The following is a 20,975-nucleotide window of genomic DNA, read 5'->3' as shown; positions in this document are numbered from 1 at the left end:
TCAGCCCGGACGGTTCCCCAGATCCACGCCGTAGCGTTGGGCGTTCTGCGCCATGTAGTGGTCGCGTCCCTGCACCGCCTCGCCGCGGACGGCGGCGTCGACCATGTCGACGAAGGTGTGCCAGCCCATGGCGTTCAGCTTCACGAACGACTCCAGCACGGGCAGGTGTTCCAGCGTGAAGGTGGTGCCCTCCGCCGTCGGCGCCAGAGTCAAGATCACATAGGACTCCGGGTAGGGCGACGTCGCGTCGCCCGGATTGTACACGTTCCATGTGTAGGCCAGCCGGCCCGGCGGTTGCCATTGCGTGACCACCCCGCGGATGTGGCCGCCCATCAGCGACACGGCGCCACCCACTCTCGGCTCGATCCTGCCGTCGCCGTACCAGCCGGGGAGGCGGCCGGGCTCCGCCAGATAGCCCCACGCCTGCGCGGGCGGGCCGGGAAGGTGCCGCTCGAAGCGCACCATATGCGCATGGGTGAATTGCGCGCCGTCGCTCATGGACTTTCCTGCCTCTTGCCTTAAAGAAAACGCCGCACATGGATTACGAATCGCTCAAGACCCCGGCCGACGACGTCGTTCGTGACGGCGCCAGCTTCGAGGCCTACCGGCTTCCAGGCGACTTGATCGATTCACAACACCCGATAATCGTGGCCTACGCAAGGCGCGTGGCTGGGGACGGCAGTGACCGGGAGAAGGCACTGCGTCTGTACTACGCGGTGCGCGACGAGCTGCGCTACGATCCCTACAACACGCCGATGAAACGCGAGGCCTATCGTGCCAGCACGACCGTGGCGGCCGGGCACGGCTACTGCGTGAACAAGGCGGGCGTCATGGCCGCGGTCTGCAGGGCCGCCGGCATTCCGGCGCGGCTGGGCTATGCCGATGTGCGCAACCACATGACGACCAAGCGGCTGTCGGAGCTGATGGGCAGCGACGTCTTCTACTATCACGGCTACACCGACGTCTGGCTGGACGGGCGCTGGGTCAAGGCGACGCCGGCCTTCAACCGCGAACTCACCGACAGGTTCGGCCTGAAGCCGCTCGACTGGGACGCCGTGGGCGATTCCATCTACCACCCGTTCGATCTCAGTGGCCGCCGCCACATGGAATATCTCGCCTATCGCGGCGTCTTCGCCGACATCCCGTTCGAGGAGATCCGCGGCGCCTTCCGCCACTACTATCCGCGCATGACGAAAGCGCAGGAAGAGATGGCGCTGGGCGGCGATTTCGGCGCTGAGGGCGCAGCAGAGGCGAAAGCCAAGTGAACCTGACACCGCGGTCGCCTGCCTACATTGCGCTTCTGGTGGCGTTGGGCAGCTTCGGCCCGCTCACCATGAGCATCTACACGCCGGTCATGCCGTCGGTCGGCCACGAGCTTCTCACGACGCCGGACAACGTGAAACTGACGCTGACCACCTACATGCTGGGCTTCGCGGTCGGCCAGCTCTTCTACGGCCCGCTCAGCGACCGCTATGGGCGCCGGCCGGTCCTGCTGGGCGGCCTCCTGTTCTTTGCGATCACCAGCTTCGCCTGTTCCTTCGCGCCGTCGATCGGCGGGTTGATCGGGTTGCGCATCCTGCAGGGCCTGGGAGCGGCCTCGGGCTCGGTGCTGGGCCGCGCGCTGACGCGCGATGCCTATACGTTCAAGGAAATGCCGCTGGTCATGAGCTGGATCTCGCTCGGCCAGAACATCGCGCCGTCGCTGGCGCCGACGATCGGCGGATTCCTCGGCGAATGGTCGAGCTGGCGGGCGACCTTCTGGTTCGTCGGCGGCTTCGGCGCAATCCTGTTCCTGGTGACCTTGGCGGGCCTGCGCGAGACCAACAAGTTCCGCAGCGAGCGGATCGACCTGTCGAGCCTGTTGCGCGGCTCGGGCGAAATGCTGCGCGATCGCCGTTTCCTCGGTCACATCCTGCCGCTGGGCTTCGCCTTCGCCCTGAATTTCGGGATGCTGGCAGGCGTGCCCTTCGTGCTGCAGGAGAGCATGGGCTTCAGCCCCCGCGAGTTCGGCCTGATCGTGCTGCTCTCGGTCGGCGGCTTCACGTTCGGCACCTTCGTGAACAATCGCTTGGTCGGCAGGGTCGCGCCGGTCGACATCATCATGTTCTCGGGCTGGTTTCACGTGGCGGCACTGGTCGGCATGGCGGCTCTTTCGCTCTCCGGCATCGTTACCTGGTGGGCAATCGTCGGCCCGCACATGTTGCTGAGCTTCGGCACGGGCATGATCGTCGCCAACGCCAATGCCGGCGCCGTCGGCCTCTATCCGCGTCTCGCCGGCACCGCTTCGTCTCTGGCCGGCCTCGCACAGATGGGCATGGGCGCCATGGGCACGATCGCGGTGGCGGCTCTCACCGTGGTCGGCAGCCGCTATGTCGCGATGCCGATGGTGATCGGACTTACGCCGTTCGCGATCGCGACGGTGCTGAGCGCACGACTGTTGCGCGGTGAACCGCGCGCCCCGAAACTGGATGATTAGAAGAGGGAGAGAGAAGACGATGACGAACATGCTGAAGGACAAGGTCGTGCTGGTGACCGGCGCGGGCGGCGGCATCGGCCGCGAAATGGCGCTGCTGGCCGCTCGCGAGGGCGCCAAGGTCGTGGTCAACGACCTCGGCGGCGCGGTCGACGGCGAGGGCAGCGGCAGCGCGACGGCGGCCGAGAAGGTCTGCGCCGAGATCGCGGCGGCCGGCGGCCAGGCCGTCCCGAACGGCGACAGCGTGGCCGATCCCGCCGGCGCCGAGCGCATGGTCAAGGCGGCGGTCGAGAATTTCGGCCGCATCGACGGCGTCATCAACAATGCCGGCATCCTGCGCGACCGCATCTTCCATCGCATGAGCCACATGGACTGGAAGATGGTGATCGACGTGCATCTGAACGGCTCGTTCAATACCAGCCGCGCCGCCGCCAACTACTTCAAGGAACAGAAGTCCGGCGCCTTCGTGCACTTCACCTCGACGTCGGGCCTCGTCGGCAACTTCGGCCAGGCCAACTACTCGGCGGCCAAGATGGGCATCATCGGCCTGTCGCGCTCGATCGCGCTCGACATGGCGGCCTTCAACGTCCGCTCCAACTGCATCTCGCCGTTCGCCTGGACGCGCATGATCGGCACGATTCCCGCCGATACCGAGGCCCAGAAGGCGCGCCTGGAGCGCTCCAAGAAGATGACCCCGGCCAAGATCGCCCCGATGGCGGTCTACCTCCTGTCGGACTCGGCCCAGGAGCAGGGCATCACCTCGCAGATCTTCGGCGTGCGCATGAACGAGATCATGCTGTTCAACGCCAACCGCCCGGTACGGTCCGTGCATAACTCCGAAGGCTGGACCCTTGAGGACATCGCCGAGCACGCGGTGCCGTCGATGAAGCCTTTCTTCACCGACCTGAAGCGCTCGCCCGAGTACTTCACCTGGGATCCGATCTGAGTCGAGAGGACTGATGACGATGGCTGCCGAGCGCATGAAGAACGAACCCAGGATCGAGCCCAAGGAGATCCTGGAGGGTATCGTCGAGTGGATCGAGATCGAGAGCCCGAGCCACGACGCGAAGGCGGTCAATGTCATGGTCGACAAGGTCGAGGGCCAGTTCCGCGACCTTGGCCTCGACCTGGAGCGCACGCCGGGCCGTGACGGCTTCGGCGACATCCTTGAAGCGAAGACCCCGGCCGGGTGGAGCACGGGGCAGGGCAAGGGCATTCTGGTCCTTGCCCATCTCGACACGGTCCACCCGCTCGGGATGAAGGAAAAGGAGCTGAAGATCCGCCGGGAAGGCGACAGCGTCTTCGGTCCCGGCATCTACGACATGAAGTCGGGCGGCTACATCGCCTACTATGCGCTCAGGCACCTGATCCGCCAGGGGAAGAAGACCAGGTTGCCCGTGACGTTTCTGTTCATCCCCGAGGAGGAGGTCGGCAGCCCGACCTCGCGCGCCCGCATCGAGGAAGCCGCCAAGGGCCACAAATACGCGCTGGTGATGGAGCCCGGCCGCGACGGCGACAAGGTCGTGACGTCGCGCAAGGGCGTCGGCCGCTTCACCCTGACGGCCAGGGGCCGCGCCGCCCATGCCGGCGTGCGCCACGAGGACGGCCGCAGCGCCATCCTGGAGATCGCCCGCCAGATCGTGCGCATCGAGGAGAAGACCGACTATGCCCGCGGCATCACCTGCAACGTCGGCCTGATCCGCGGCGGCTCGGGAGTCAACGTGACGCCGGCCGAGTGCTCGATCGACGTCGACCTGCGCGTGCCCAGCATGCAGCTGGCCGAGGAGATGACGCACTGGTTCCTGAACCTCGAGCCGATCGGCAAGGAGGTCGAGCTCATAGTCGAGGGTGGCATGAACCGGCCGCCGTACCAGAAGGATGCCGGCATCACCGATCTCTTCCAGAAGGCACAGGCGATCTATCGCGAGATCGGCAAGGAGCTGAACGACGTGCCGCTGACCGGCGGCGGCAGCGACGGCAACTTCACCGCGGCACTCGGCATCCCGACGCTCGACGGGCTGGGCGCTGACGGCAAGGGCGCTCACGCCGTCACCGAGCAGATCTATTATTCATCGCTCGAGCCGCGCACCTACCTCTGCGCACGCCTGCTGGAGACGCTGGAGTAGGGCCGTCCTGGGCAAGATGGGTTAAGGTGCAGCGAAGACCATCAATGGAGCGCGCCACTCCAGTGGCGCTCAAGCGTTGTCGACAACCAAGACATGAGCGCCACTGGAGTGGCGCGCTCCCTTGACCTCAGTAGGCGGCCGTGAAGCGCTTGCGGGCGTGCTTGGGCTTCTCGATTTCGTTCACGATGGCGACCGCGAAGTCTTCGCGGCTGATGGCGCTCTGGCCGTCCTTGTCCTCGAGCAGGAGATCCTTGCCGAGGCGGAACTTCCCGGTGCGCTCGCCCGGCTGGATCGAGGCTGGCGGCGAGATCGCCGTCCAGTCGAGGTCCTTCACCTTGCGAATCTCTTCCAGCGCCAGCGACGCGGGCTTCGAGGTCGGCGGCTGGATGCCGCGATCGGCCATGTGATCGAGATGGGTGCGGCCGTCGGCGCGCAACAGGCTGCCGGCACCAACCACGAACAGCACGCGCTTCACGCCGCTGTTGCGCACTGCCTCCAGCACGTGATGGACGCTGGCTTCGTTCCATTTCACCGACGCCACCACGATGTCGTGGCCCTTGAGGATGGCCGCCATGGACACGACGTCGGTCGTGCTGCCCTGCCGGATTGTCATGCCGGCGCGCGGCTTCAGCTTGGAGGCGTCGCGCGTGATGGCCGTGACGCTGTGCTTGCGCGAAAGCGCCTCGTCGAGAACGCGGCTGCCGATATTGCCGGTGGAGCCGATCAGGGCGATGGCGGTCATTGCAGCGTTTCCTTCATGAGATGGCGCAGGGCCGCCACGGTCTCCGCCGGCGCCTCCTGGGGGACGTTGTGGCCGATGCGCGGCAGCATGCGCCGCTCATAGCCGCCGGTGAACTTGTCGGACTGGCCGTCGCGGTCGGACGCGGGCCCGACGCCGTCGGCGGCGCCGTGGAGATTGATGCTGGGCACCGGGATGACCGGTTGCCTGGCGAGCAGCGCCTCCATCGGCTCCAGCAGGGGATCGCCCTTGGCGTAGCCGTAGCGATGGCGGTAGGACTGGATCACCACGTCGACGAAGTCGGGATTGTCGAACGAGGAGGCCGTCTTCTCGAACGTCGCATCGTCGAACTTCCATTCCGGGGACCACAGGCTCCACAGAAGCCTGCAGATGTCGCGGCGGTTCTTCGTGAGGCCGGCGCGTCCGCGCTCGGTGTTGAAATAGTATTGGTACCAGAGGCGGTGCTCCGCGGCGGCGGCGGCGGGTTCCACCGAGGCCGCGATGTTCTGGAGATTGTACCCGGTGCAGCTCACCAGACATCGCACGCGCTCGGGCCACAGGGCCGACACGATGCAGGCCGCGCGGCCGCCCCAGTCGTAGCCCGCGAGCGCGGCACGCTGGATGCCGAGCGCGTCCATGAGCTGGTGGAGGTCGTGGCCGAGCGCCGCCTGCTCGCCCGAGCGCAGCGTGGCCGACGACAGAAAGCGGGTGGGACCATAGCCCCGCAGATACGGCACCAGCACTCGGTTGCCGTCGGCGGCCAGGGCCGGCGCCACCTCGTCATAGGCTCGCACGTCGTAGGGGAAGCCGTGCAGCAGGATCACCGGCGCCCCGTCGGGCGGCCCGTGCTCCTCGTAGGTGACGTCGAGGACGTCCGTGCGGATGGATTTGCGTTGCATGTGTCAAACGTATAGCGGCCCCGCGCCGCCGTTGACAGCCGCGCGTGCCGCGACCAGCCTCGGAGAATGAGCCGGATCGGCGATTTCCTGACTTTGGAACAGACGCGCAGGCTCGGCGCCAAGTCGAACCTCGTCGGAGCGCTGCTCGTGCTGCACGCCTGGGCGCTGATCGCGGGCAGCATGGCGCTGTTCGCCTGGTGGCCCAATCCGTTCACCTTCCTGCTGGGCGTGATGGTGATCGGCGGTCGCCAGCTCGGAATCGCCATCCTGATGCATGACGCCGCGCACGGGCTGCTCCTGGCCGACCGCCGCCTCAACGACTGGGTGGGAAGCTGGCTCTGCGCCTTTCCGGTGTTCACCAGCCTGACGCTCTACCGGCCGTATCACCTGCAGCATCACCGGTTCACCCAGCAGGCCGGGGATCCCGACCTCGGCCTGTCGGCCGCCTTCCCGACCAGCCGCGCCAGCCTGCGCCGCAAGATCGTGCGCGACCTCACCGGACAGACGGCGTTCCTGAGGCGCGGCGAGCAGATCCGCCGTGCGCTGGGGCCGGCGGAAGCGCCGCTTGCCGCGCAGCTCGGAAACCTGTGGCGCAAGGAGAAGGGCCCGCTGATCGCGAACTTCGTCCTGCTCGCAGGACTTTCAGCCGCCGGATACTGGTGGCTCTATCCGGTGATGTGGCTGCTGCCGCTCGCGACCTGGTACCAGCTCGTGAGTCGCATCCGGAATATTGCCGAGCACGCCGTCGTGCCGGACAACGACGATCCGCTGCGCAACACGCGGACCACCTACGCCAACCCCCTGATGAGGCTCCTGGTGGCGCCCTACTGGGTGAACTACCACCTCGAGCATCACCTGTTCATGTTCGTGCCGTGCTGGCGTCTGCCGCAGGCGCATCGCGCCCTGCTGGACGGAGGCCGCCGTCTGTCGATGGAACTGCAGCCGGGCTATCTCGCCGTGCTCAAAGCCGCGACCACTGGCGCAAAGGGCGGCGGGCGCGGTTCCGGCAAACGGTCGGCGCAGCACATCTAGATCTGCCACCGTCGGCCAAAAGAAAAGGCGGCCCCACGGGACCGCCTTCGTCTCGTTCCGTTCGACGCCCGTTTACTGGGCCGGGCAAGCGTAGATGTTCATCTCGGGGCCGAGATCGTATGGCGGCGGAACCTGCGAGAGGGTCGTGACCTTCGCGTCCATCGCCCAGTCGAAGGCGCGCTTGCCGCGCGAGCAGAATTCCTTGTCGGTCGGAGCGCGCTGCGCCGTGCGGTTGGCGACTTCGGTCACGAACACGTCGGTGTTGAAGCGCTTGCGTCCGGCGATCTGAGAGAGCGAGCGGGCGTTGGTCGCGAACTCGGTGCGGAACTTGCCGACGAAATCGGCATAGACCTGCTCGTAGGCGCGGCGTCCGCCGGGGCCCTGGCACTGCAGCGTTACGACCTGGAGTTCCTGCTGCACCATGCGTGCGCGCACAATCGCGAGATCCGCTGCATTGTAACAGATGGCCCGGGTTTGGCCTGCGGGAGGCGACGGCGGAACGGGCGCCTGGTAGTCGGCCGCTGGCGGCTTCACGGGTGCAGCCGCTGTCTTGGACTCGCCGAGCGTGCAGGCGCCCAGGGCGAGGATGCTCCCCGCAAGAATCGCCGCCTGTGTAAGCCTCTTGAACATCCGCAAACTCCCAACGCCGTTGGCCGGAAACCGCCAGCGGGTACAACAGTTAGCCGCCCGTTTCAAACGCTAATACCAATTGCGGGGCTTGATGCGCCGATTTCCCTCAATTCTCAGTGTAAAGCTTTGGTGAGCGCCCGGTCGAACATCTCCAGCCCGAGGTCGATCTCGGCCTCCGACACGGTCAGCGGCGGCGCGATGCGGAATATCCCGAAGCCGCCACGGACGGTGCTGGTCATCATCCCCAACTCCAGGCAATTCCGGGCCACCTTCTGGGCAAGGTCCGGGTCGGGTGTTCGGGAGCGCCGGTCCTTCACCAGGTCCAGCCCGAGCAGGAGGCCGCGCCCCCGCACGTCACCGATGCAGTCGTGGCGCTGCTGCAGCGCCTGCAGACCGTCCTTCAGCCGCTTGCCGAGGGCCGCCGCGCGCTCCGTGAAGCGATCGCGCAGAATCACCTCGATGACCTTCAGGCCGACGGCGGCGGGCAGGGGATCGGAGGCGTGCGTCGTGTAGAAGAGGAAGCCGCGTTCTGCCGCCACGTCCTCGATCTCCGGCGTCGTCAGCATGGCTGCCAGCGGTAGGCCGGCGCCCAGCGTCTTGGAGAGGGTGAGATAGTCCGGCACCACCCTGTCGCGCTCGCAGGCGAACAGGGTGCCGGTGCGGCCGAGCCCCGTCTGCGCCTCGTCGAAGATCAGGTGCATGTCGCGTTCGCGGCATTTTGCGGCCAGCGCCGCCATCCAGCCTTCCGGCGGTTCCAGCACGCCGCCCGAACTCAGGATCGGCTCGACGATGCAGGCGGCCAGGGCGCCGCTCGACTGGCGGTCGACCAGCTCGAAGCCGAAATCGAGTTCGCCTTGCCAGTCGTAGATGCCGCGATCGTCGATGAAGCGCGAGCGGTAGGTGTCGGGCGCCGGGAGGACGATCGCGCCGGGCTGCGGCGGACCGTAGCCCTTGCGGCTGGACGAATAGGTGGCCGAGGCCGCGCCGCCGGTGACGCCGTGCCACGACCGGCTCATCGCCACGATCTCGTGACGGCCGGTCACCAGCTTCGCCATGCGCAGGGCTGCCTCGTTCGATTCGCCGCCGGTCGAAACCAGCAGCACGCGGTCGAGTTTCCCGGGCGAGACCTCGGCGATCAGCGCCGCCAGCTCGACGACCGGCCGGGACAGGATCGTCGAATAGAGATGGTCGAGTTCGCCGATATAGTGGCGCGCCACCTCGACGATCTCGCGATGGCTGTGGCCCAGGATAGCGCTCATCTGGCCCGAGGTGAAATCGAGGATCTTCCGGCCGTCGGCATCGGTGAAGTAGTTGCCGGCCGCGCTCTCGGCGATCAGCGGCGAGAAGGCGCCGCCATAGCGCACCAGATGGGCGCGGGCCTTGGCCCAGAAATCGGGATCGGCGTTCCTGCTCATGCGGCGACGGCCTCCAGCGCGGCCTTGACCAGCGGCATGCGGTCGTTGCCGAAGAACATGTCGTTGCCGACGAAGATCGTCGGGCTGCCGAAGCCGCCGCGGGCGATCAGCTCGTCGGTATTGGAGCGCAGCCGCGCCTTGCAGGAGTCGGTCTCGATCCCGGCGAAGAAATGCTGGCGCTCGATGCCGGCCTTCTTCGCGATGTCGGCCAGGACCTCCTCGCGGGACAGGTCGCGGTCGTCGCCCCAATAGGCCTCGAAGGCAGCGGCCGCATAGGGGACCAGCTTGTCCTCGTCGAGCGCCACGAAGGCGCCGCGCATGCATTTCACGCTGTTCACCGGGAAGACCGTCGGCGGGAACCTGATGGCGAGCCCGTAGAGGCGGGCCCAGTCCTGCATGTCCTTCTGCATATAGGCCTGCTTCAGCGGGTTGGGCTTGGCGCGGCTCTCGTAGACGGTCTGGTTCACGGCATTGAACACGCCGCCGACGAGGATCGGCTTCCAGACGATCTCGGCAGCCGCCTGGTGCGCCAGCGGCTGGATCGCGTGGAAGGCGAGATAGGTCCATGGGCTGGAACAATCGAAGTAGAAGTCGAGCTGGCGCGCCATTTCGTCCTCCCGAAGGCCGTTCGCCTTGTCGTTGCCATACATGGCGCGTATCTTGCAAATCCATGACGGTACCGACTGGCCAGTGTAGAGAAATGGGCCCTAAAAAGATCGCCATCGTCGTGCATCAGCAGCATTCGCGGCCCGGACGGGTCGGCGCCCTGCTCGAAAAGCGCGGTTACGAACTTCACCGACTGTGCCCCAATCTGGGCTGCAATCTGCCTGAAGACATGTCCGACTATGCGGGCGTGGTGATCTTTGGCGGACCGATGTCGGCCAACGACTGCGGCACCCTGGCGGGTATCAAGTGCGAACTCGAATGGATTCCGAAGGTCGTGGAAGCGGGCGTTCCCTTCCTCGGCCTCTGCCTCGGCGCCCAGCTGCTGACGCGCGCCGCCGGCGGCCGGGTCGGACCTCACCCCGAGGGGCATGTCGAGATCGGCTATGTCGATGTCGAGCCCACCGAGGCGGGGCGCGCGTGGTTCAGGGCGCCGATGAAGGTCTACCAGTGGCACCGCGAGGGCATGACCATCCCGGACTGCTGCGAGTTGCTGGCGACCAACGACCGGTATCCCGTGCAGGGTTTCCGCTGCGGCCCCAATGCCTTCGGCTTCCAGTTCCATCCCGAGGTCACCCTGGAGATGAAGGGCATCTGGACGCTTTCGGCGGCCGAGCGCCTCAAGATGCCGGGTGCACAGCAGCGCGGTGTCCACCTGTCCATGCATGCGCTCTACGATCCGCCGCTCGACCGGTGGATCAACGGCTTCCTCGACCGCTGGCTTGCCACCGACCAGCGAGCCGCCGCGGCGCCGAAGGATCTGCGCGGTCCCGTCACCGAGTTCGCCGCCGCCGCCGACTAGAGGCGCGATAGTCCCGCGCCCGCCCTTGGGCTAGTGTCTCCCGTAAACCGGAGGAGACGCTGAATGATATCGGGTGCCCTGATTTTCGTGCTGGCCGTCGTCCTCGTGGCGCTCGTGCTGATCTTCGCCGGCGTCAAGACGGTGAACCAGGGCACCAACTGGACGGTCGAGCGGTTCGGCCGCTACACGCGCACCCTGGCGCCCGGTCTGCATTTCATCGTGCCCTTCATCGATACGATCGGCCGCAAGATGAACATGCAGGAGAACGTCTTCGACATTCCGGCGCAGAAGGTGATCACCAAGGACAACGCCACCGTGCAGGTCGATGCCGTGGCCTTCTATCAGGTGATCGACGCCGCCCGCGCCGCCTACGAGGTCCAGAACCTCCAGCTGGCGATCACCAACCTGGTGCTGACCAACATCCGCTCGGTCATGGGCAACATGGCGCTCGACGAGGCACTGTCGAAGCGCAACGACATCAACAACACGCTGCTGGCGGTGATCGACCAGGCGACCAGCCCCTGGGGCGTCAAGGTGCTGCGCATCGAGGTCAAGGACATCGCGCCTCCCGAGGACATCGTGGTGGCGATGGGCCGGCAGATGAAGGCCGAGCGCGAGAAGCGCGCGACCATCCTCGAGGCCGAGGGCATCCGTGAATCGAGCATCCAGCGGGCCCAGGGCGAGAAGCAGTCGGCGATCCTCACCGCCGAGGGCCGCCGCGAGGCCGCCTTCCGCGACGCCGAGGCGCGCGAGCGCATGGCCGAGGCCGAAGCCAAGGCGACGTCGGTCGTGGCCGAGGCGATCGCCGGCAACGGCGTGCAGGCGACCAACTACTTCCTCGGCACCAAGTACGTCGAGGCCCTGGCCAAGATGGGCTCCAGCACCAACGCCAAGGTCTTCTTCCTGCCCGTCGAGGCGACCGGCGTGATGGCCTCGATCGCCGGTATCGGCGAGCTCGCCAAGGAAGCGCAGGCGCGCGGCGTCGAGGCCACGCGGTCGCGCGGTTCCGTTCCAAACGCGGGCTGACCGTGATGTTCAAGCTGGTCTTCTGGTACTGGTGGGCGGTCGCCGCCGTGCTGCTCGTCTTCGAGATGATGCTGCCCGGGGTCGTCTTCCTCTTCCTCGCCATCGGAGCGGCGACGGCGGGCCTCTTCCTCCTGGTCGTGCCCGATCTGTCGATCGAACTGCAGCTTCTCACCTTCGCGGTGATCTCGGTCGCCGCCGCCGTCAGCCTGCGCCGGACCCTGCGCCGGCTGCAGCATGCCGACAATCCGCCGACGTCGACGCTCAATGCCCGGGGCGAGGCGCTGGTCGGCCGAGTCATCGTGCTCGACGAGCCGATCCTGAACGGCCGCGGCAGGGTCATCCTGGGCGATGGAAGCTGGAGCGTGACCGGCCCCGACATGGCAAGGGGCGCCAAGGTGCGCGTGAAGTCGGTGAGCGGCACCGAACTCGCCGTGGAGCCCGCCCCATGAAGCGCAGATCCCTGTTGGCCCTCCCGGTTCTGCTCGTGCCGCCGGCCGGCCATGCGCAGACGCCTTATCCGGCCAGGACGGTCCGCCTGATGGTCGGCGCCAATGCCGGCGGTGGCACCGACATCGTGGCGCGCATGCTGGCGGAGAAGCTCGCCGAGGTGATGAAGGGCACCTTCGTCGTCGAAAACAAGCCCGGCGCTTCCAACACGATCGCCGCCGATCTCACGGCCAAGGCACCGCCCGATGGCCATACCCTCCTCGTGGCCACCAACACCGGGCAGGCGATCGCGCCGCATCTGCTCAAGCTCGGCTTCGACCCGATCAAGGACCTGATCCCGATCGGCCTCGTGGTGAACGTGCCCAACGTGCTGGTCGTCGGCGCATCGGTGCCGGTGAACTCGGTCGCCGAACTGATCGCGGCGATGAAGGCCCGTCCTGGCGAGTTCAAGTATGCCTCGTCGGGTGTCGGCAGCACCCAGCACATCGCCGGCGAGGCCTTCGATGTGGCGGCGGGCGTGAAGGGAATGCATGTGCCCTACAAGGGCAGCGCGCAGGCGCATCTCGACATCATCGGCGGCAACGTCCAGATGATGTTCGACACGACCTCCTCGTCGATGGGCCAGATCAAGGCGGGCAAGTTCAAGCCACTGGCCGTCACCTCGGAGCGCCGCAGCAGCGAGCTGCCGGACGTGCCGACGCTCGCCGAAGCAGGACTGTCGGGCTTCGACATGACGACGTGGTACGCGGTCTACGTGACCGCGGGTACGCCTCCGGACGTAGTCGCGCGCCTGCAGGCCGAACTGATCCGGATCGTGGCGCTCCCCGACGTACAGGCGAAGCTCCGGGGCCTGGGCGGCGAGCCCGGCACCATGACGGTCGAGCAGTTCACGCGCTTCAACGCCCAGGAATACGAGCGCTTCGGCCGTCTCATCCGCGAGGCCAACATCAAACCGGAGTGACCGTCGCAGGTCTCCTTGCCAATTATTAACTAATTGGTTAAGTTTTGGCTTCCTCAAGGAGGATCGCGATGGAACGGTCTTATGGATGGGTGATCGTCGCTGCCGGCGCGCTGATGGGGTGCGTCGCGATCGGTGCCTTGTTCTCGCTGGCGGTCTTCCTGCAGCCCATGTCGGAGGCGACGGGCTGGTCTCGTACCGGTATCTCGAGCGCCATGACGCTCGATTTCCTGACCATGGGCATCGCAGCCTTCGGGTGGGGGGCACTCAGCGACACGTTCGGGCCGCGTATCGTCGTCCTCTCCGGCGCCGTCCTGCTGGGCCTCGGGCTGGCGCTGGCCAGCCGCGCGACCAGCCTGCTCGAGTTCCAGCTCATCTACGGCATCGTGGTGGGCGTCGCGGCCGGTGCGGTGTTCGCGCCGATGATCGCCACCGTCACCGGCTGGTTCGACAGGCACCGCAGCCTCGCCGTCTCGCTGGTTTCGGCCGGCATGGGCGTGGCGCCGATGACCGTCTCGCCCTTCGCCCAGTGGCTTGTCTCCTCGTACGATTGGCGCACGGCACAGTTGACGATCGCCATCGTCGCCTGGGTGCTGCTGGTGCCGGCGGCGCTCCTCGTGCGCGCTGCGCCCGTTCCGGCCGAGGCGTCGTCCGGCATACCGGCGGAGGGCGGCGAGGGGATGACGGTCGGGCAGGCGCTGCGTTCGCCGCAGTTCATCGTGCTCTCGCTCACCTTCTTCTTCTGCTGCGCCGCGCATTCCGGTCCGATCTTCCACACGGTGAGCTATGCGCTGGCCTGCGGCCTGCCGGCCATGACGGCCGTCACCATCTACAGCGTCGAAGGGCTGGCGGGCCTCGGCGGTCGCATCTTGTTCGGGCTGCTGGGTGACCGGTTCGGCGCGCGGCGGGTCGTCGTCGCCGGCCTGATGGTCCAGGCGGTCGGCGCCGGCAGCTACTACTTCACGCGCGATGCGGGGGAGTTCTACGCCGTCGCCGTCCTGTTCGGCATGGCCTATGGCGGCGTGATGCCGCTCTATGCCGTCCTCGCCCGCGAATACTTCCCGATGCGCATCATGGGCACGGTGTTCGGCGGCGCGGCGATGATCTCGAGCCTCGGCATGGCTCTGGGGCCGGCGGTGGGTGGCTGGATCTTCGATACCTTCCACGGTTACGGCTATCTCTACATCGCGTCGTTCGGCATGGGCCTGGCCGCCGTCGCGATCGCGCTGACCTTCCCGCCGCTATCCTCATCGCAGCGCGCGACCACCGCCCAACCGGCATAAATCTGCGCAGGCTACGCAACGGCGGCGCCGCTTTCCGAGTTGATGGGACAACAGAACCCGGAGAGTCCGATGAAAGTGGCCTTGTCCGCCTTGCTGGCCGTCGCCGTGTGCAGCGCAGCGGCCTATGCCCAGCCCCAGCGTTTCAACTCCGACTTCAGCACCATGCAGGAATCGGGACCGCCGGTGTCCGGCGGGAACGGCGCCACCGCCGGGCCGAACTGGAAGAACCAGGCGATCCTGCCGATGCCCGGATCGGCCGAGATCAGCGAGCTGCCGCGCTATCCGATCACCGAAGAACCCCTGAGGCCGATGACGCCGCCGCCGGCCAGGAAGCCGCCGCCGCGGGCCCAACAGTAAGGGTGCAACGCCGGGCGCCAAATTGCGCTTGCGTTGCTGGCAATGGGGCTTGTCGAGCGGCCCGGCGCCGTCATCGGGGCCGATAATCGAAACCAACGAAATATCCGAAACAGACGAAAGGAAAAAATGCTCCCGCGGGCAGTTTCCGGGCGTCGGGGGCAGGGATATGGCGAGATATCCGCACGGGGCGTGCGGGACGGCGCCGGCGCAAGGCGTCGGAATGCGCTCGAACCGGGAGCCCCCGGCTCTAGATGATCGCGTCGCCGTCCTTCAGGAAGGCTTCCAGCGCCCGCTCGTGCGGCCCCAGGTCGAGGCCCTGCGCGGCGACCCATTCGTCGTTGTAATAGGTGTGCCCGTAGCGCTCGCCGCTGTCGCAGATCAGCGACACCAGCGATCCCGTGCGGCCTTCCGCCTTCATGCGCGACGTGAGGATGCACAGCGCCACGAAGTTGGTGCCGGTCGAGCCGCCGACCTTGCGGCCGAGCAGCCGCGAGAGGACCCGCATGCCGGCCAGGGACTGGGCGTCGGGCACGCGCATCATGCGATCGATCATGTTGGGCAGGAACGACGGCTCGACCCGCGGCCGGCCGATCCCCTCGATGCGGGAGCCGCGGTCGCAGGTCGCCTGGAGGTTGCCTTTGGCGAAGGCCTCGAAGAAGGCCGAGAACTCCGGATCGGCGACGCAGAGCCGCGTGGCGTAGCGCATGTAGCGGATGTACCGGCCGAGGGTCGCGGTGGTCCCGCCGGTGCCGGCGCTCATCACGATCCAGGTCGGAACCGGATGCGGCTCGCGGCTCATCTGCTCGAAGATCGATTCGGCGATGTTGTTGTTGCCGCGCCAGTCGGTTGCCCGCTCGGCATAAGTGAACTGGTCGACATAGACGCCGCGCAGTTCGGTCGCGAGGGCCTCGGCGGCGGCGTAGATGCCGCGACCGTCGGCCACGAGGTGGCACTTGCCGTGCTGCCGCTCGATCTCCGCGATCTTCTCCGCCGAGGTCGAGGCCGACATGACGGCATGGAAGGGCAGGCCCAGCAGACGCGCGAAATAGGCCTCCGAAATCGCCGTCGAGCCCGACGAGGCCTCGACGATCGGCGTGTCCTGCCGAATCCGCCCGTTGCAGATGCCATAGAGGAACAGCGAGCGCGCCAGCCGGTGCTTGAGGCTGCCGGTGGGATGGGTCGATTCGTCCTTGAGATAGACGTCGATCCCCTCGAGCACCGGCAGGTCGAGCCGCAGCAGGTGCGTGTCGGCCGAGCGGCGCTGGTCGTTGCGGATCAGATCCAGCGCGCGGCGGGACCATTCGGCATCGTTGTGACGGGCAACCGCCTCGTCGAGAAGCTGAAGGTGCGTCATGGTTCCGCTCGCCCGCTGCTCCGGTCCGCTAGCGTCAACCGCCGATGATCTTCTTCTCGATCATGCAGTGGATGCCCTTGTTGCCGTCCACCGTCTGCGTGACGTGCAGGTCGGCCTGCAGGCTGCAGAGCATGTAGGCGTCCTCGGGCTTGAGGCCGGTCTTGGCGGTGATCAGCCGGATCATGTCGCGCAGCGCTTCCTTGGCGGCGTCGTCGAGATCCTGGTCGAAACCGTGGGTGATCCAGTGCGTCGCCGTCTCGGCGCGCGGGTTGTTGAGCTTCATGCCCTTGTGAAGGGTGAACTTGAAGGTGCCGCTCAGGCTGGTCTCGAGCGCCGTCAGGTTGACCTCGCCGTCGCCCTGCACGCCATGGCCGTCACCGGTCGAGAACAGGCCGCCGTCGGCGAAGACCGGGAAGTAGACCGTCGTGCCGACCCGGAAATGCTTGTTGTCGATGTTGCCGCCGAAGGCACGCGGCTCGACCGAGCTGCACTGGCCCCATTCCGGCGGCGGGGCGACGCCCATGATGCCGAAGAACGGCTTGAGCTCGATCTCGGTGCCCCACGGCATGGTGCAGACGCCGCGGTTGGAATCGATCGGGATGTGGGTCAGGCGGAAGAAGGGGAAGTCTTCGGGCAGCGTGCCCATCAGCGGCCGCTGCACGTTCCACCCCCAGTTGGTGCGGAACTTGATGTCGAGCACCTCGACCGCCAGCGCGTCGCCGCGCTCGGCGCCTTCGACATGGACCGGCCCGGTCAGGATGTGCCGGCCGATATGCGGCTTCAGCTTGGAGAGGATCTCGCGATGCTCGGGCAGGACGTTGAACGGCTCGCTCGGCAGGATTTCGGCTGCACCGGACACGCAGTGGATCGTGGCCGTGTCGCCCGACTTGATGCGAAGCTGCGGCGGGAGCTGGCTGTCGAAATAGCCCCAATGGCAGGTCTCGGGCGAAGAATGCAGCTCGTGGTTGGCCATTTCGATCCTCAATTGTAGTGTCCCGCGCCCGAAGCACATACCGTGCCCGGGGACTCATCTCAAATCGGGCCAGAAACCTTCGTGAACTACCGCCATGGCTATCACGCCGGCAACTTCGCCGACCTGCTGAAGCACACCGCACTGTGCGAACTGCTGCGCCTGCTGACCGCCAAGGACAAGAAGCTGTTCGTGCTCGACACGCATGCGGGCGCTGGCGGCTACGATCTCGCCGGCGCGCAGGCTCGGCGTACAGGCGAGGCGGAGGCTGGCATCGGGCGACTGATGGCCGAGAGCCGGACGGGCATGCCGGGCGCCGTCGCGCGCTATCTGGCGGCGGTCCAGGCCTATGACCGCAAGTTCGGGCCGGCGGGCGGCGCGCTCCATCGCTATCCCGGCTCGCCGCGGCTGGTCCGGGCGGCCCTGCGCCCGGGCGACCGCTTCGTCGCCTGCGAGAAGCATCCCGAGGAGGCGATGCTGCTGAAGCGCGAGTTCGCCGGCGACCGCGCGGTCGAGGTGCGTCAGGCCGACGGCTATCACGCGGTCAAGGCGTTGCTGCCGCCGGTCGAGCGTCGGGCCCTCGTGCTGATCGATCCGCCCTTCGAGGCGACCGACGAGTTCGAGGTGCTGACGCGCGCGGTGCGGCACGGGCTGCGCCGCTTCGCCACCGGCTGCTACGCGATCTGGTACCCGATCAAGGATGGGGCGCCGGTGTCGGACTTCATCACGTCGCTGGCCGGTGCGAAGTACCTGAACATGGAGCTGGACCTCGGGCCGCGCACGCCGGACGGCAAGCTCGCGACCTGCGGCCTGGTCGTCGTCAATCCGCCATGGAAGTTCGAGGAGGCGATGCGCGAGGCGCTGCCGTGGATCGCGGCCCGGCTGGGGCCCGGTGTCCGCGCGAACTTCTCCGCCGCGCCGGGCGGCACCCCGGCCCAGGCCTGAGAGTCTATTCTTCGTCCGTGCCCTTGGCGCCCTTGCCCGGTCGCCAGCCCCACATTTCGTAGGCTGCCTCCGCGATCCTGGGATCGAGCGCGCGATCCTCGATCTTCACGCCCTTGCCCAGCCTGTCGGCCACGATCTGCAGGCCCTTCAGCCGCGCATGCATCTTCTCGTCGGTGGCGATGACGTGCCATGGTGCGCAATCCGTGTCGGTCTGCTCGAGCATGTCGTCGTAGGCGTCGAGGTACTGCTTGCGCCTGGCGATGTTGCGGAAGTCCTCCAGGCCGATCTTGTAGTGCTTGCTGGGCTTTTCCAGCCGCTCGATCATCCGCTTCTTCTGTTCCTCGGCGCTGACATGGACGAGCAGCTTGACGATGTGCACGCCATCGTCGGTCAGCTGTCGCTCGAATTCGTTGATCTCGCGGTAGGCGCGCTTCCACTGGGCCTTGTCGCAGAATCCCTCGATGCGTTCGACCAGGACGCGGCCGTACCAGGTACGGTCGAAAATCGCCCAGTTGCCGGGAGTCGGCAGGCGGGTCCAGAAGCGCCAGAGATAGTGCCGGCCCTGTTCCTCGGGCGTCGGCGCGCCGATGCGCCAGACCTGAATCGATTTCGGCTCCAGACCGGCCATCATGCGCTCGATCAGGCCGCCCTTGCCGGCGGCATCCCACCCATCGATGGCGATCATCACGCGCCCGCCGGTCCGCAGATGGTGGATATGCAGGTCGAGCAGCCTCTGCTGCAGTTTCCCGAGCTGGTCTTCATAGCTCTCTTTGTCGATCGGACCGTCGATCATCTCGATCTTGTCCAGACGCGGCCACTTGCCCATTGAGTCCTCCCCGCCCGATCGTGACAGCGGTACGCCACGGGAGCAATGCAGGGCGATTGACAGCGTTAACCTGCGCGACGACTAATCATCACCGATGGTCGAAGCGGAACCCACAATTCGTTACACGGAGCGCGCGGGCAAGCCCGTCGTCGAAGTCGGCGGAACCTGGACCGTGTTCAGCGTTCGCGGAATCCGCAAGAAGGCCGAGAAGGCGTTGCAGGCTGCGGGCGCGGGGGCGAAGGGTGCGCATACCGTCGATGCCAAGGGGCTCGAACGGGTCGATACCGCGGGCGCGCTGGAAATCCTGCAACTTGCGGGCTGTGGCACCGATCCCGAGGTCGAGACCAGGGACCAGGCGCAGGCCGACCTGTTCAAGGTCGTCCGCGAGAACATGTGCGAGGCCCATCCCGACCGTCGCGTCAACTGGCTGGCGCACTGGCTGGAGGAGATCGGGCGCGGCACGATCGATTTCTACAAGCAAATCCTCAACCTCTGCGCTTTCTTCGGCGAGATCCTGGTCGTCTTCGTCGAGGCCCTTCTGCAGCCCAAGCGCTTCCGGCCGAGCGCCGTGGTCAGGCAGATGTACGAGGTCTGGATCCGCGCGCTGGTGATCGTGGGCGTGCTCTGCTTCCTGATCGGCGTCGTCATCGCCTATCAGGGCGTCCAGCAGCTCAAGCAGTTCGGCGCCGAGACCTTCACGGTGGAGGCCGTCGGGATCGGCATGTTCCGCGAGCTGGGGCCGTTGCTGACCGCGATCATCGTCGCCGGCCGTTCGGGCAGCGCCTTCACCGCCCAGATCGGCACGATGCAGGTCAACCAGGAGGTCGACGCGATGCGCACGATCGGCCTCAATCCCGTCGAATGGCTGGTCCTGCCGCGGATCAGCGCCTTGCTCATTTCGATGCCGCTCCTGGCCTTCTGGGGCGACATGGCGGGCCTGCTGGGCGGCGCCGTCGCCTGCACCGTCTATCTGGACTTCACCTTCGTCCAATTCTTCGACCGGCTGCGCGACACGGTCGGCGCCTGGCATTTCTACACCGGCATGATCAAGGCGCCGGTGTTCGGCATCGTGATCGCCACCATCGGCTGCTTCGAAGGGCTCCAGGTCCGCGGCAGCGCCGAGAGCGTGGGCCAACTCACGACCAAGTCGGTGGTCGAATCGATCTTCTGCGTGATCGTGCTCGACGCCGTGTTCTCCGTCATCTTCCTGCTCGCCGGCGTCTGATGGCCGAAGGAGGGCAGATCGTCGATCACCGCGACGGCCGCGAGGTCGTGCTGCGCCTGCGGGGAATCCGCACGCAGTTCGGCGACAAGGTGATCCATAACAATCTCGATTTCGACGTATTCCGGGGCGAGATTGTCGGTCTGGTGGGAGGCTCCGGGACCGGCAAATCGGTGCTGTTGAAGACCATCATCGGTCTGAACGAGGCGCGTGAGGGCACGATCGAGATGCTCGGGGTCGACACCGGCACCCTGCACGGCAAAGCCAAGCGCGAGATGCTGGCGCGCACGGGCGTCCAATTCCAGGACGGCGCGCTGTTTTCCTCGTTGAGCGTCACCGAGAACATCATCGTCCCCATCCGCGAGCATGCCCAACTCGAGGAAGACACGATGCGCGAGATCGCGGCGCTGAAGGTGGCGATGGTCGGTCTGCCGCCCGACACCGGCGAGAAGAAGCCGTCGGAGCTTTCCGGCGGCATGCGTAAACGCGCCAGCCTGGCGCGCGCCCTGGCGCTCGATGCCGAGCTCCTGTTCCTCGACGAGCCGACGGCCGGTCTCGACCCGATCGGCGCGGCACATTACGACGAGCTGGTGAAGGGGCTTTCCCACAGCCTAGGCCTTACCATCCTGATGGTTACCCACGATCTCGACAGCCTGAATGCCGTCTGCGATCGCATCGCGGTCCTTCTCGACAAGCGCGTCGTGGTAGGTACCATGGAGGAACTGTTGGAATACGATCATCCCTGGGTCCGGGAATATTTCCACGGGCCGCGAGGGCGCGCAGCGCGTCAGGAGCATAAGTAGCGTTC

General features: G+C 66.7%; 23 protein-coding genes. 14 read left to right on the top strand and 9 right to left on the bottom strand.

Going from position 1 to position 20,975, the window contains the following annotated elements; translation table 11 throughout:
* A complete protein-coding gene (locus EPO41_RS18430; protein ID WP_296327937.1) occupies nt 1-498 on the bottom strand; it encodes an SRPBCC domain-containing protein in 498 nt (165 codons plus the stop codon).
* Between the two features lie 38 nt (nt 499-536).
* Here EPO41_RS18430 and EPO41_RS18425 point away from each other — a divergent pair, with 38 nt between their 5' ends.
* Genes EPO41_RS18425 through EPO41_RS18410 form a run of 4 tightly spaced genes read left to right on the top strand, consistent with a single transcriptional unit; the run spans nt 537 to nt 4,599 of the window.
* Entirely contained in the window at nt 537-1,265 is a 729-nt protein-coding gene (locus EPO41_RS18425) for a transglutaminase family protein (protein ID WP_296327935.1), read from the top strand.
* Nucleotides 1,262-2,476 (top strand): multidrug effflux MFS transporter, encoded by a 1,215-nt coding sequence (locus EPO41_RS18420; protein WP_296327932.1) that lies wholly within the window; start codon nt 1,262-1,264, stop codon nt 2,474-2,476. Before EPO41_RS18425 ends, EPO41_RS18420 begins: the two co-directional genes overlap by 4 nt.
* Before the next feature lie 19 nt (nt 2,477-2,495).
* Complete coding sequence (locus tag EPO41_RS18415) at nt 2,496-3,419, top strand: SDR family NAD(P)-dependent oxidoreductase (protein ID WP_296327929.1); 924 nt, start codon at nt 2,496-2,498, stop codon at nt 3,417-3,419.
* A gap of 13 nt (nt 3,420-3,432) precedes the next feature.
* Nucleotides 3,433-4,599, top strand: a complete 1,167-nt coding sequence (locus tag EPO41_RS18410; protein WP_296327926.1) for a M20 family metallopeptidase — start codon at nt 3,433-3,435, stop codon at nt 4,597-4,599.
* 127 nt (nt 4,600-4,726) lie between these two features.
* On the opposite strand, the gene EPO41_RS18405 is transcribed toward EPO41_RS18410, so the two are convergent.
* Nucleotides 4,727-5,341 carry an NAD(P)H-binding protein gene (locus tag EPO41_RS18405; RefSeq protein WP_296327925.1) on the bottom strand — a complete coding sequence of 205 codons (615 nt, stop codon included), beginning with the start codon at nt 5,339-5,341 and terminating at the stop codon, nt 4,727-4,729.
* Entirely contained in the window at nt 5,338-6,237 is a 900-nt protein-coding gene (locus EPO41_RS18400) for an alpha/beta hydrolase (RefSeq protein WP_296327922.1), read from the bottom strand. Before EPO41_RS18400 ends, EPO41_RS18405 begins: the two co-directional genes overlap by 4 nt.
* A gap of 66 nt (nt 6,238-6,303) precedes the next feature.
* Here EPO41_RS18400 and EPO41_RS18395 point away from each other — a divergent pair, with 66 nt between their 5' ends.
* Complete coding sequence (locus EPO41_RS18395) at nt 6,304-7,269, top strand: fatty acid desaturase family protein (RefSeq protein ID WP_296327919.1); 966 nt, start codon at nt 6,304-6,306, stop codon at nt 7,267-7,269.
* A 72-nt stretch (nt 7,270-7,341) separates the two neighbouring features.
* On the opposite strand, the gene EPO41_RS18390 is transcribed toward EPO41_RS18395, so the two are convergent.
* The 3 genes from EPO41_RS18390 to EPO41_RS18380 form a co-directional block, all read right to left on the bottom strand.
* Nucleotides 7,342-7,899, bottom strand: coding sequence for a hypothetical protein (locus tag EPO41_RS18390; RefSeq protein WP_296327917.1), 558 nt, complete (start codon nt 7,897-7,899; stop codon nt 7,342-7,344).
* A 113-nt stretch (nt 7,900-8,012) separates the two neighbouring features.
* Complete coding sequence (locus EPO41_RS18385; RefSeq protein WP_296327913.1) at nt 8,013-9,314, bottom strand: aspartate aminotransferase family protein; 1,302 nt, start codon at nt 9,312-9,314, stop codon at nt 8,013-8,015.
* Nucleotides 9,311-9,964 carry a 2-hydroxychromene-2-carboxylate isomerase gene (locus EPO41_RS18380; protein ID WP_296327911.1) on the bottom strand — a complete coding sequence of 218 codons (654 nt, stop codon included), beginning with the start codon at nt 9,962-9,964 and terminating at the stop codon, nt 9,311-9,313. Before EPO41_RS18380 ends, EPO41_RS18385 begins: the two co-directional genes overlap by 4 nt.
* Nucleotides 9,965-10,014: 50 nt before the next feature.
* Here EPO41_RS18380 and EPO41_RS18375 point away from each other — a divergent pair, with 50 nt between their 5' ends.
* From EPO41_RS18375 to EPO41_RS18350, 6 genes are all read left to right on the top strand, one after another.
* Nucleotides 10,015-10,779, top strand: a complete 765-nt coding sequence (locus tag EPO41_RS18375; protein WP_296327908.1) for a hypothetical protein — start codon at nt 10,015-10,017, stop codon at nt 10,777-10,779.
* 66 nt (nt 10,780-10,845) lie between these two features.
* Complete coding sequence (locus EPO41_RS18370; protein ID WP_296328069.1) at nt 10,846-11,805, top strand: SPFH domain-containing protein; 960 nt, start codon at nt 10,846-10,848, stop codon at nt 11,803-11,805.
* A 5-nt stretch (nt 11,806-11,810) separates the two neighbouring features.
* A complete protein-coding gene (locus EPO41_RS18365; protein ID WP_296327906.1) occupies nt 11,811-12,254 on the top strand; it encodes an NfeD family protein in 444 nt (147 codons plus the stop codon).
* Entirely contained in the window at nt 12,251-13,213 is a 963-nt protein-coding gene (locus EPO41_RS18360; RefSeq protein WP_296327903.1) for a tripartite tricarboxylate transporter substrate binding protein, read from the top strand. Before EPO41_RS18365 ends, EPO41_RS18360 begins: the two co-directional genes overlap by 4 nt.
* Before the next feature lie 68 nt (nt 13,214-13,281).
* Nucleotides 13,282-14,493 carry an MFS transporter gene (locus EPO41_RS18355; RefSeq protein WP_296327900.1) on the top strand — a complete coding sequence of 404 codons (1,212 nt, stop codon included), beginning with the start codon at nt 13,282-13,284 and terminating at the stop codon, nt 14,491-14,493.
* A 69-nt stretch (nt 14,494-14,562) separates the two neighbouring features.
* Nucleotides 14,563-14,850 carry a hypothetical protein gene (locus tag EPO41_RS18350; RefSeq protein ID WP_296327897.1) on the top strand — a complete coding sequence of 96 codons (288 nt, stop codon included), beginning with the start codon at nt 14,563-14,565 and terminating at the stop codon, nt 14,848-14,850.
* A 247-nt stretch (nt 14,851-15,097) separates the two neighbouring features.
* Here the strand turns inward: EPO41_RS18350 and EPO41_RS18345 are convergent, their stop codons facing one another.
* Together EPO41_RS18345 and EPO41_RS18340 are read right to left on the bottom strand one after the other, a co-directional pair.
* Nucleotides 15,098-16,204, bottom strand: a complete 1,107-nt coding sequence (locus EPO41_RS18345; protein ID WP_296327894.1) for a pyridoxal-phosphate dependent enzyme — start codon at nt 16,202-16,204, stop codon at nt 15,098-15,100.
* A gap of 34 nt (nt 16,205-16,238) precedes the next feature.
* On the bottom strand, nt 16,239-17,177 hold the full coding sequence (locus tag EPO41_RS18340; RefSeq protein ID WP_296327891.1) for an acetamidase/formamidase family protein: 939 nt from the start codon (nt 17,175-17,177) through the stop codon (nt 16,239-16,241).
* A gap of 81 nt (nt 17,178-17,258) precedes the next feature.
* Here EPO41_RS18340 and rlmJ point away from each other — a divergent pair, with 81 nt between their 5' ends.
* Entirely contained in the window at nt 17,259-18,119 is an 861-nt protein-coding gene (gene rlmJ, locus EPO41_RS18335) for a 23S rRNA (adenine(2030)-N(6))-methyltransferase RlmJ (RefSeq protein ID WP_296327888.1), read from the top strand.
* A 4-nt stretch (nt 18,120-18,123) separates the two neighbouring features.
* On the opposite strand, the gene EPO41_RS18330 is transcribed toward rlmJ, so the two are convergent.
* A complete protein-coding gene (locus EPO41_RS18330) occupies nt 18,124-18,945 on the bottom strand; it encodes a polyphosphate kinase (protein WP_296327886.1) in 822 nt (273 codons plus the stop codon).
* Nucleotides 18,946-19,039: 94 nt separating this feature from the next.
* On the opposite strand from EPO41_RS18330, the gene EPO41_RS18325 reads away from it, so the two are divergent.
* Together EPO41_RS18325 and EPO41_RS18320 are read left to right on the top strand one after the other, a co-directional pair.
* Nucleotides 19,040-20,170: an ABC transporter permease gene (locus tag EPO41_RS18325; protein WP_296327884.1), complete on the top strand. Its 1,131-nt coding sequence runs from the start codon at nt 19,040-19,042 to the stop codon at nt 20,168-20,170.
* Nucleotides 20,170-20,970, top strand: a complete 801-nt coding sequence (locus EPO41_RS18320; RefSeq protein ID WP_296327881.1) for an ATP-binding cassette domain-containing protein — start codon at nt 20,170-20,172, stop codon at nt 20,968-20,970. The genes EPO41_RS18325 and EPO41_RS18320 overlap by 1 nt, the downstream gene beginning before the upstream one ends.
* Nucleotides 20,971-20,975 lie beyond the last annotated feature (5 nt).

The organism is Reyranella sp., assembly GCF_004297265.1.
In the GTDB taxonomy this organism is placed as follows: domain Bacteria; phylum Pseudomonadota; class Alphaproteobacteria; order Reyranellales; family Reyranellaceae; genus Reyranella.
This window is presented reverse-complemented; position numbering and strand designations above follow the sequence as displayed.

Coding starts and splice junctions, on each gene's coding strand:
- EPO41_RS18425 (WP_296327935.1), top strand. CDS start 537: ATGGATTACGAATCGCTCAAGACCCCGGCCGACGACGTCGTTCGTGAC.
- EPO41_RS18350 (WP_296327897.1), top strand. CDS start 14,563: ATGAAAGTGGCCTTGTCCGCCTTGCTGGCCGTCGCCGTGTGCAGCGCA.
- EPO41_RS18360 (WP_296327903.1), top strand. CDS start 12,251: ATGAAGCGCAGATCCCTGTTGGCCCTCCCGGTTCTGCTCGTGCCGCCG.
- EPO41_RS18355 (WP_296327900.1), top strand. CDS start 13,282: ATGGAACGGTCTTATGGATGGGTGATCGTCGCTGCCGGCGCGCTGATG.
- EPO41_RS18325 (WP_296327884.1), top strand. CDS start 19,040: ATGGTCGAAGCGGAACCCACAATTCGTTACACGGAGCGCGCGGGCAAG.
- EPO41_RS18395 (WP_296327919.1), top strand. CDS start 6,304: ATGAGCCGGATCGGCGATTTCCTGACTTTGGAACAGACGCGCAGGCTC.
- EPO41_RS18400 (WP_296327922.1), bottom strand. CDS start 6,237: ATGCAACGCAAATCCATCCGCACGGACGTCCTCGACGTCACCTACGAG.
- EPO41_RS18340 (WP_296327891.1), bottom strand. CDS start 17,177: ATGGCCAACCACGAGCTGCATTCTTCGCCCGAGACCTGCCATTGGGGC.
- EPO41_RS18345 (WP_296327894.1), bottom strand. CDS start 16,204: ATGACGCACCTTCAGCTTCTCGACGAGGCGGTTGCCCGTCACAACGAT.
- EPO41_RS18385 (WP_296327913.1), bottom strand. CDS start 9,314: ATGAGCAGGAACGCCGATCCCGATTTCTGGGCCAAGGCCCGCGCCCAT.
- EPO41_RS18430 (WP_296327937.1), bottom strand. CDS start 498: ATGAGCGACGGCGCGCAATTCACCCATGCGCATATGGTGCGCTTCGAG.
- EPO41_RS18365 (WP_296327906.1), top strand. CDS start 11,811: ATGTTCAAGCTGGTCTTCTGGTACTGGTGGGCGGTCGCCGCCGTGCTG.
- EPO41_RS18380 (WP_296327911.1), bottom strand. CDS start 9,964: ATGTATGGCAACGACAAGGCGAACGGCCTTCGGGAGGACGAAATGGCG.
- EPO41_RS18415 (WP_296327929.1), top strand. CDS start 2,496: ATGACGAACATGCTGAAGGACAAGGTCGTGCTGGTGACCGGCGCGGGC.
- EPO41_RS18375 (WP_296327908.1), top strand. CDS start 10,015: ATGGGCCCTAAAAAGATCGCCATCGTCGTGCATCAGCAGCATTCGCGG.
- EPO41_RS18330 (WP_296327886.1), bottom strand. CDS start 18,945: ATGGGCAAGTGGCCGCGTCTGGACAAGATCGAGATGATCGACGGTCCG.
- EPO41_RS18410 (WP_296327926.1), top strand. CDS start 3,433: ATGACGATGGCTGCCGAGCGCATGAAGAACGAACCCAGGATCGAGCCC.
- EPO41_RS18405 (WP_296327925.1), bottom strand. CDS start 5,341: ATGACCGCCATCGCCCTGATCGGCTCCACCGGCAATATCGGCAGCCGC.
- EPO41_RS18320 (WP_296327881.1), top strand. CDS start 20,170: ATGGCCGAAGGAGGGCAGATCGTCGATCACCGCGACGGCCGCGAGGTC.
- EPO41_RS18390 (WP_296327917.1), bottom strand. CDS start 7,899: ATGTTCAAGAGGCTTACACAGGCGGCGATTCTTGCGGGGAGCATCCTC.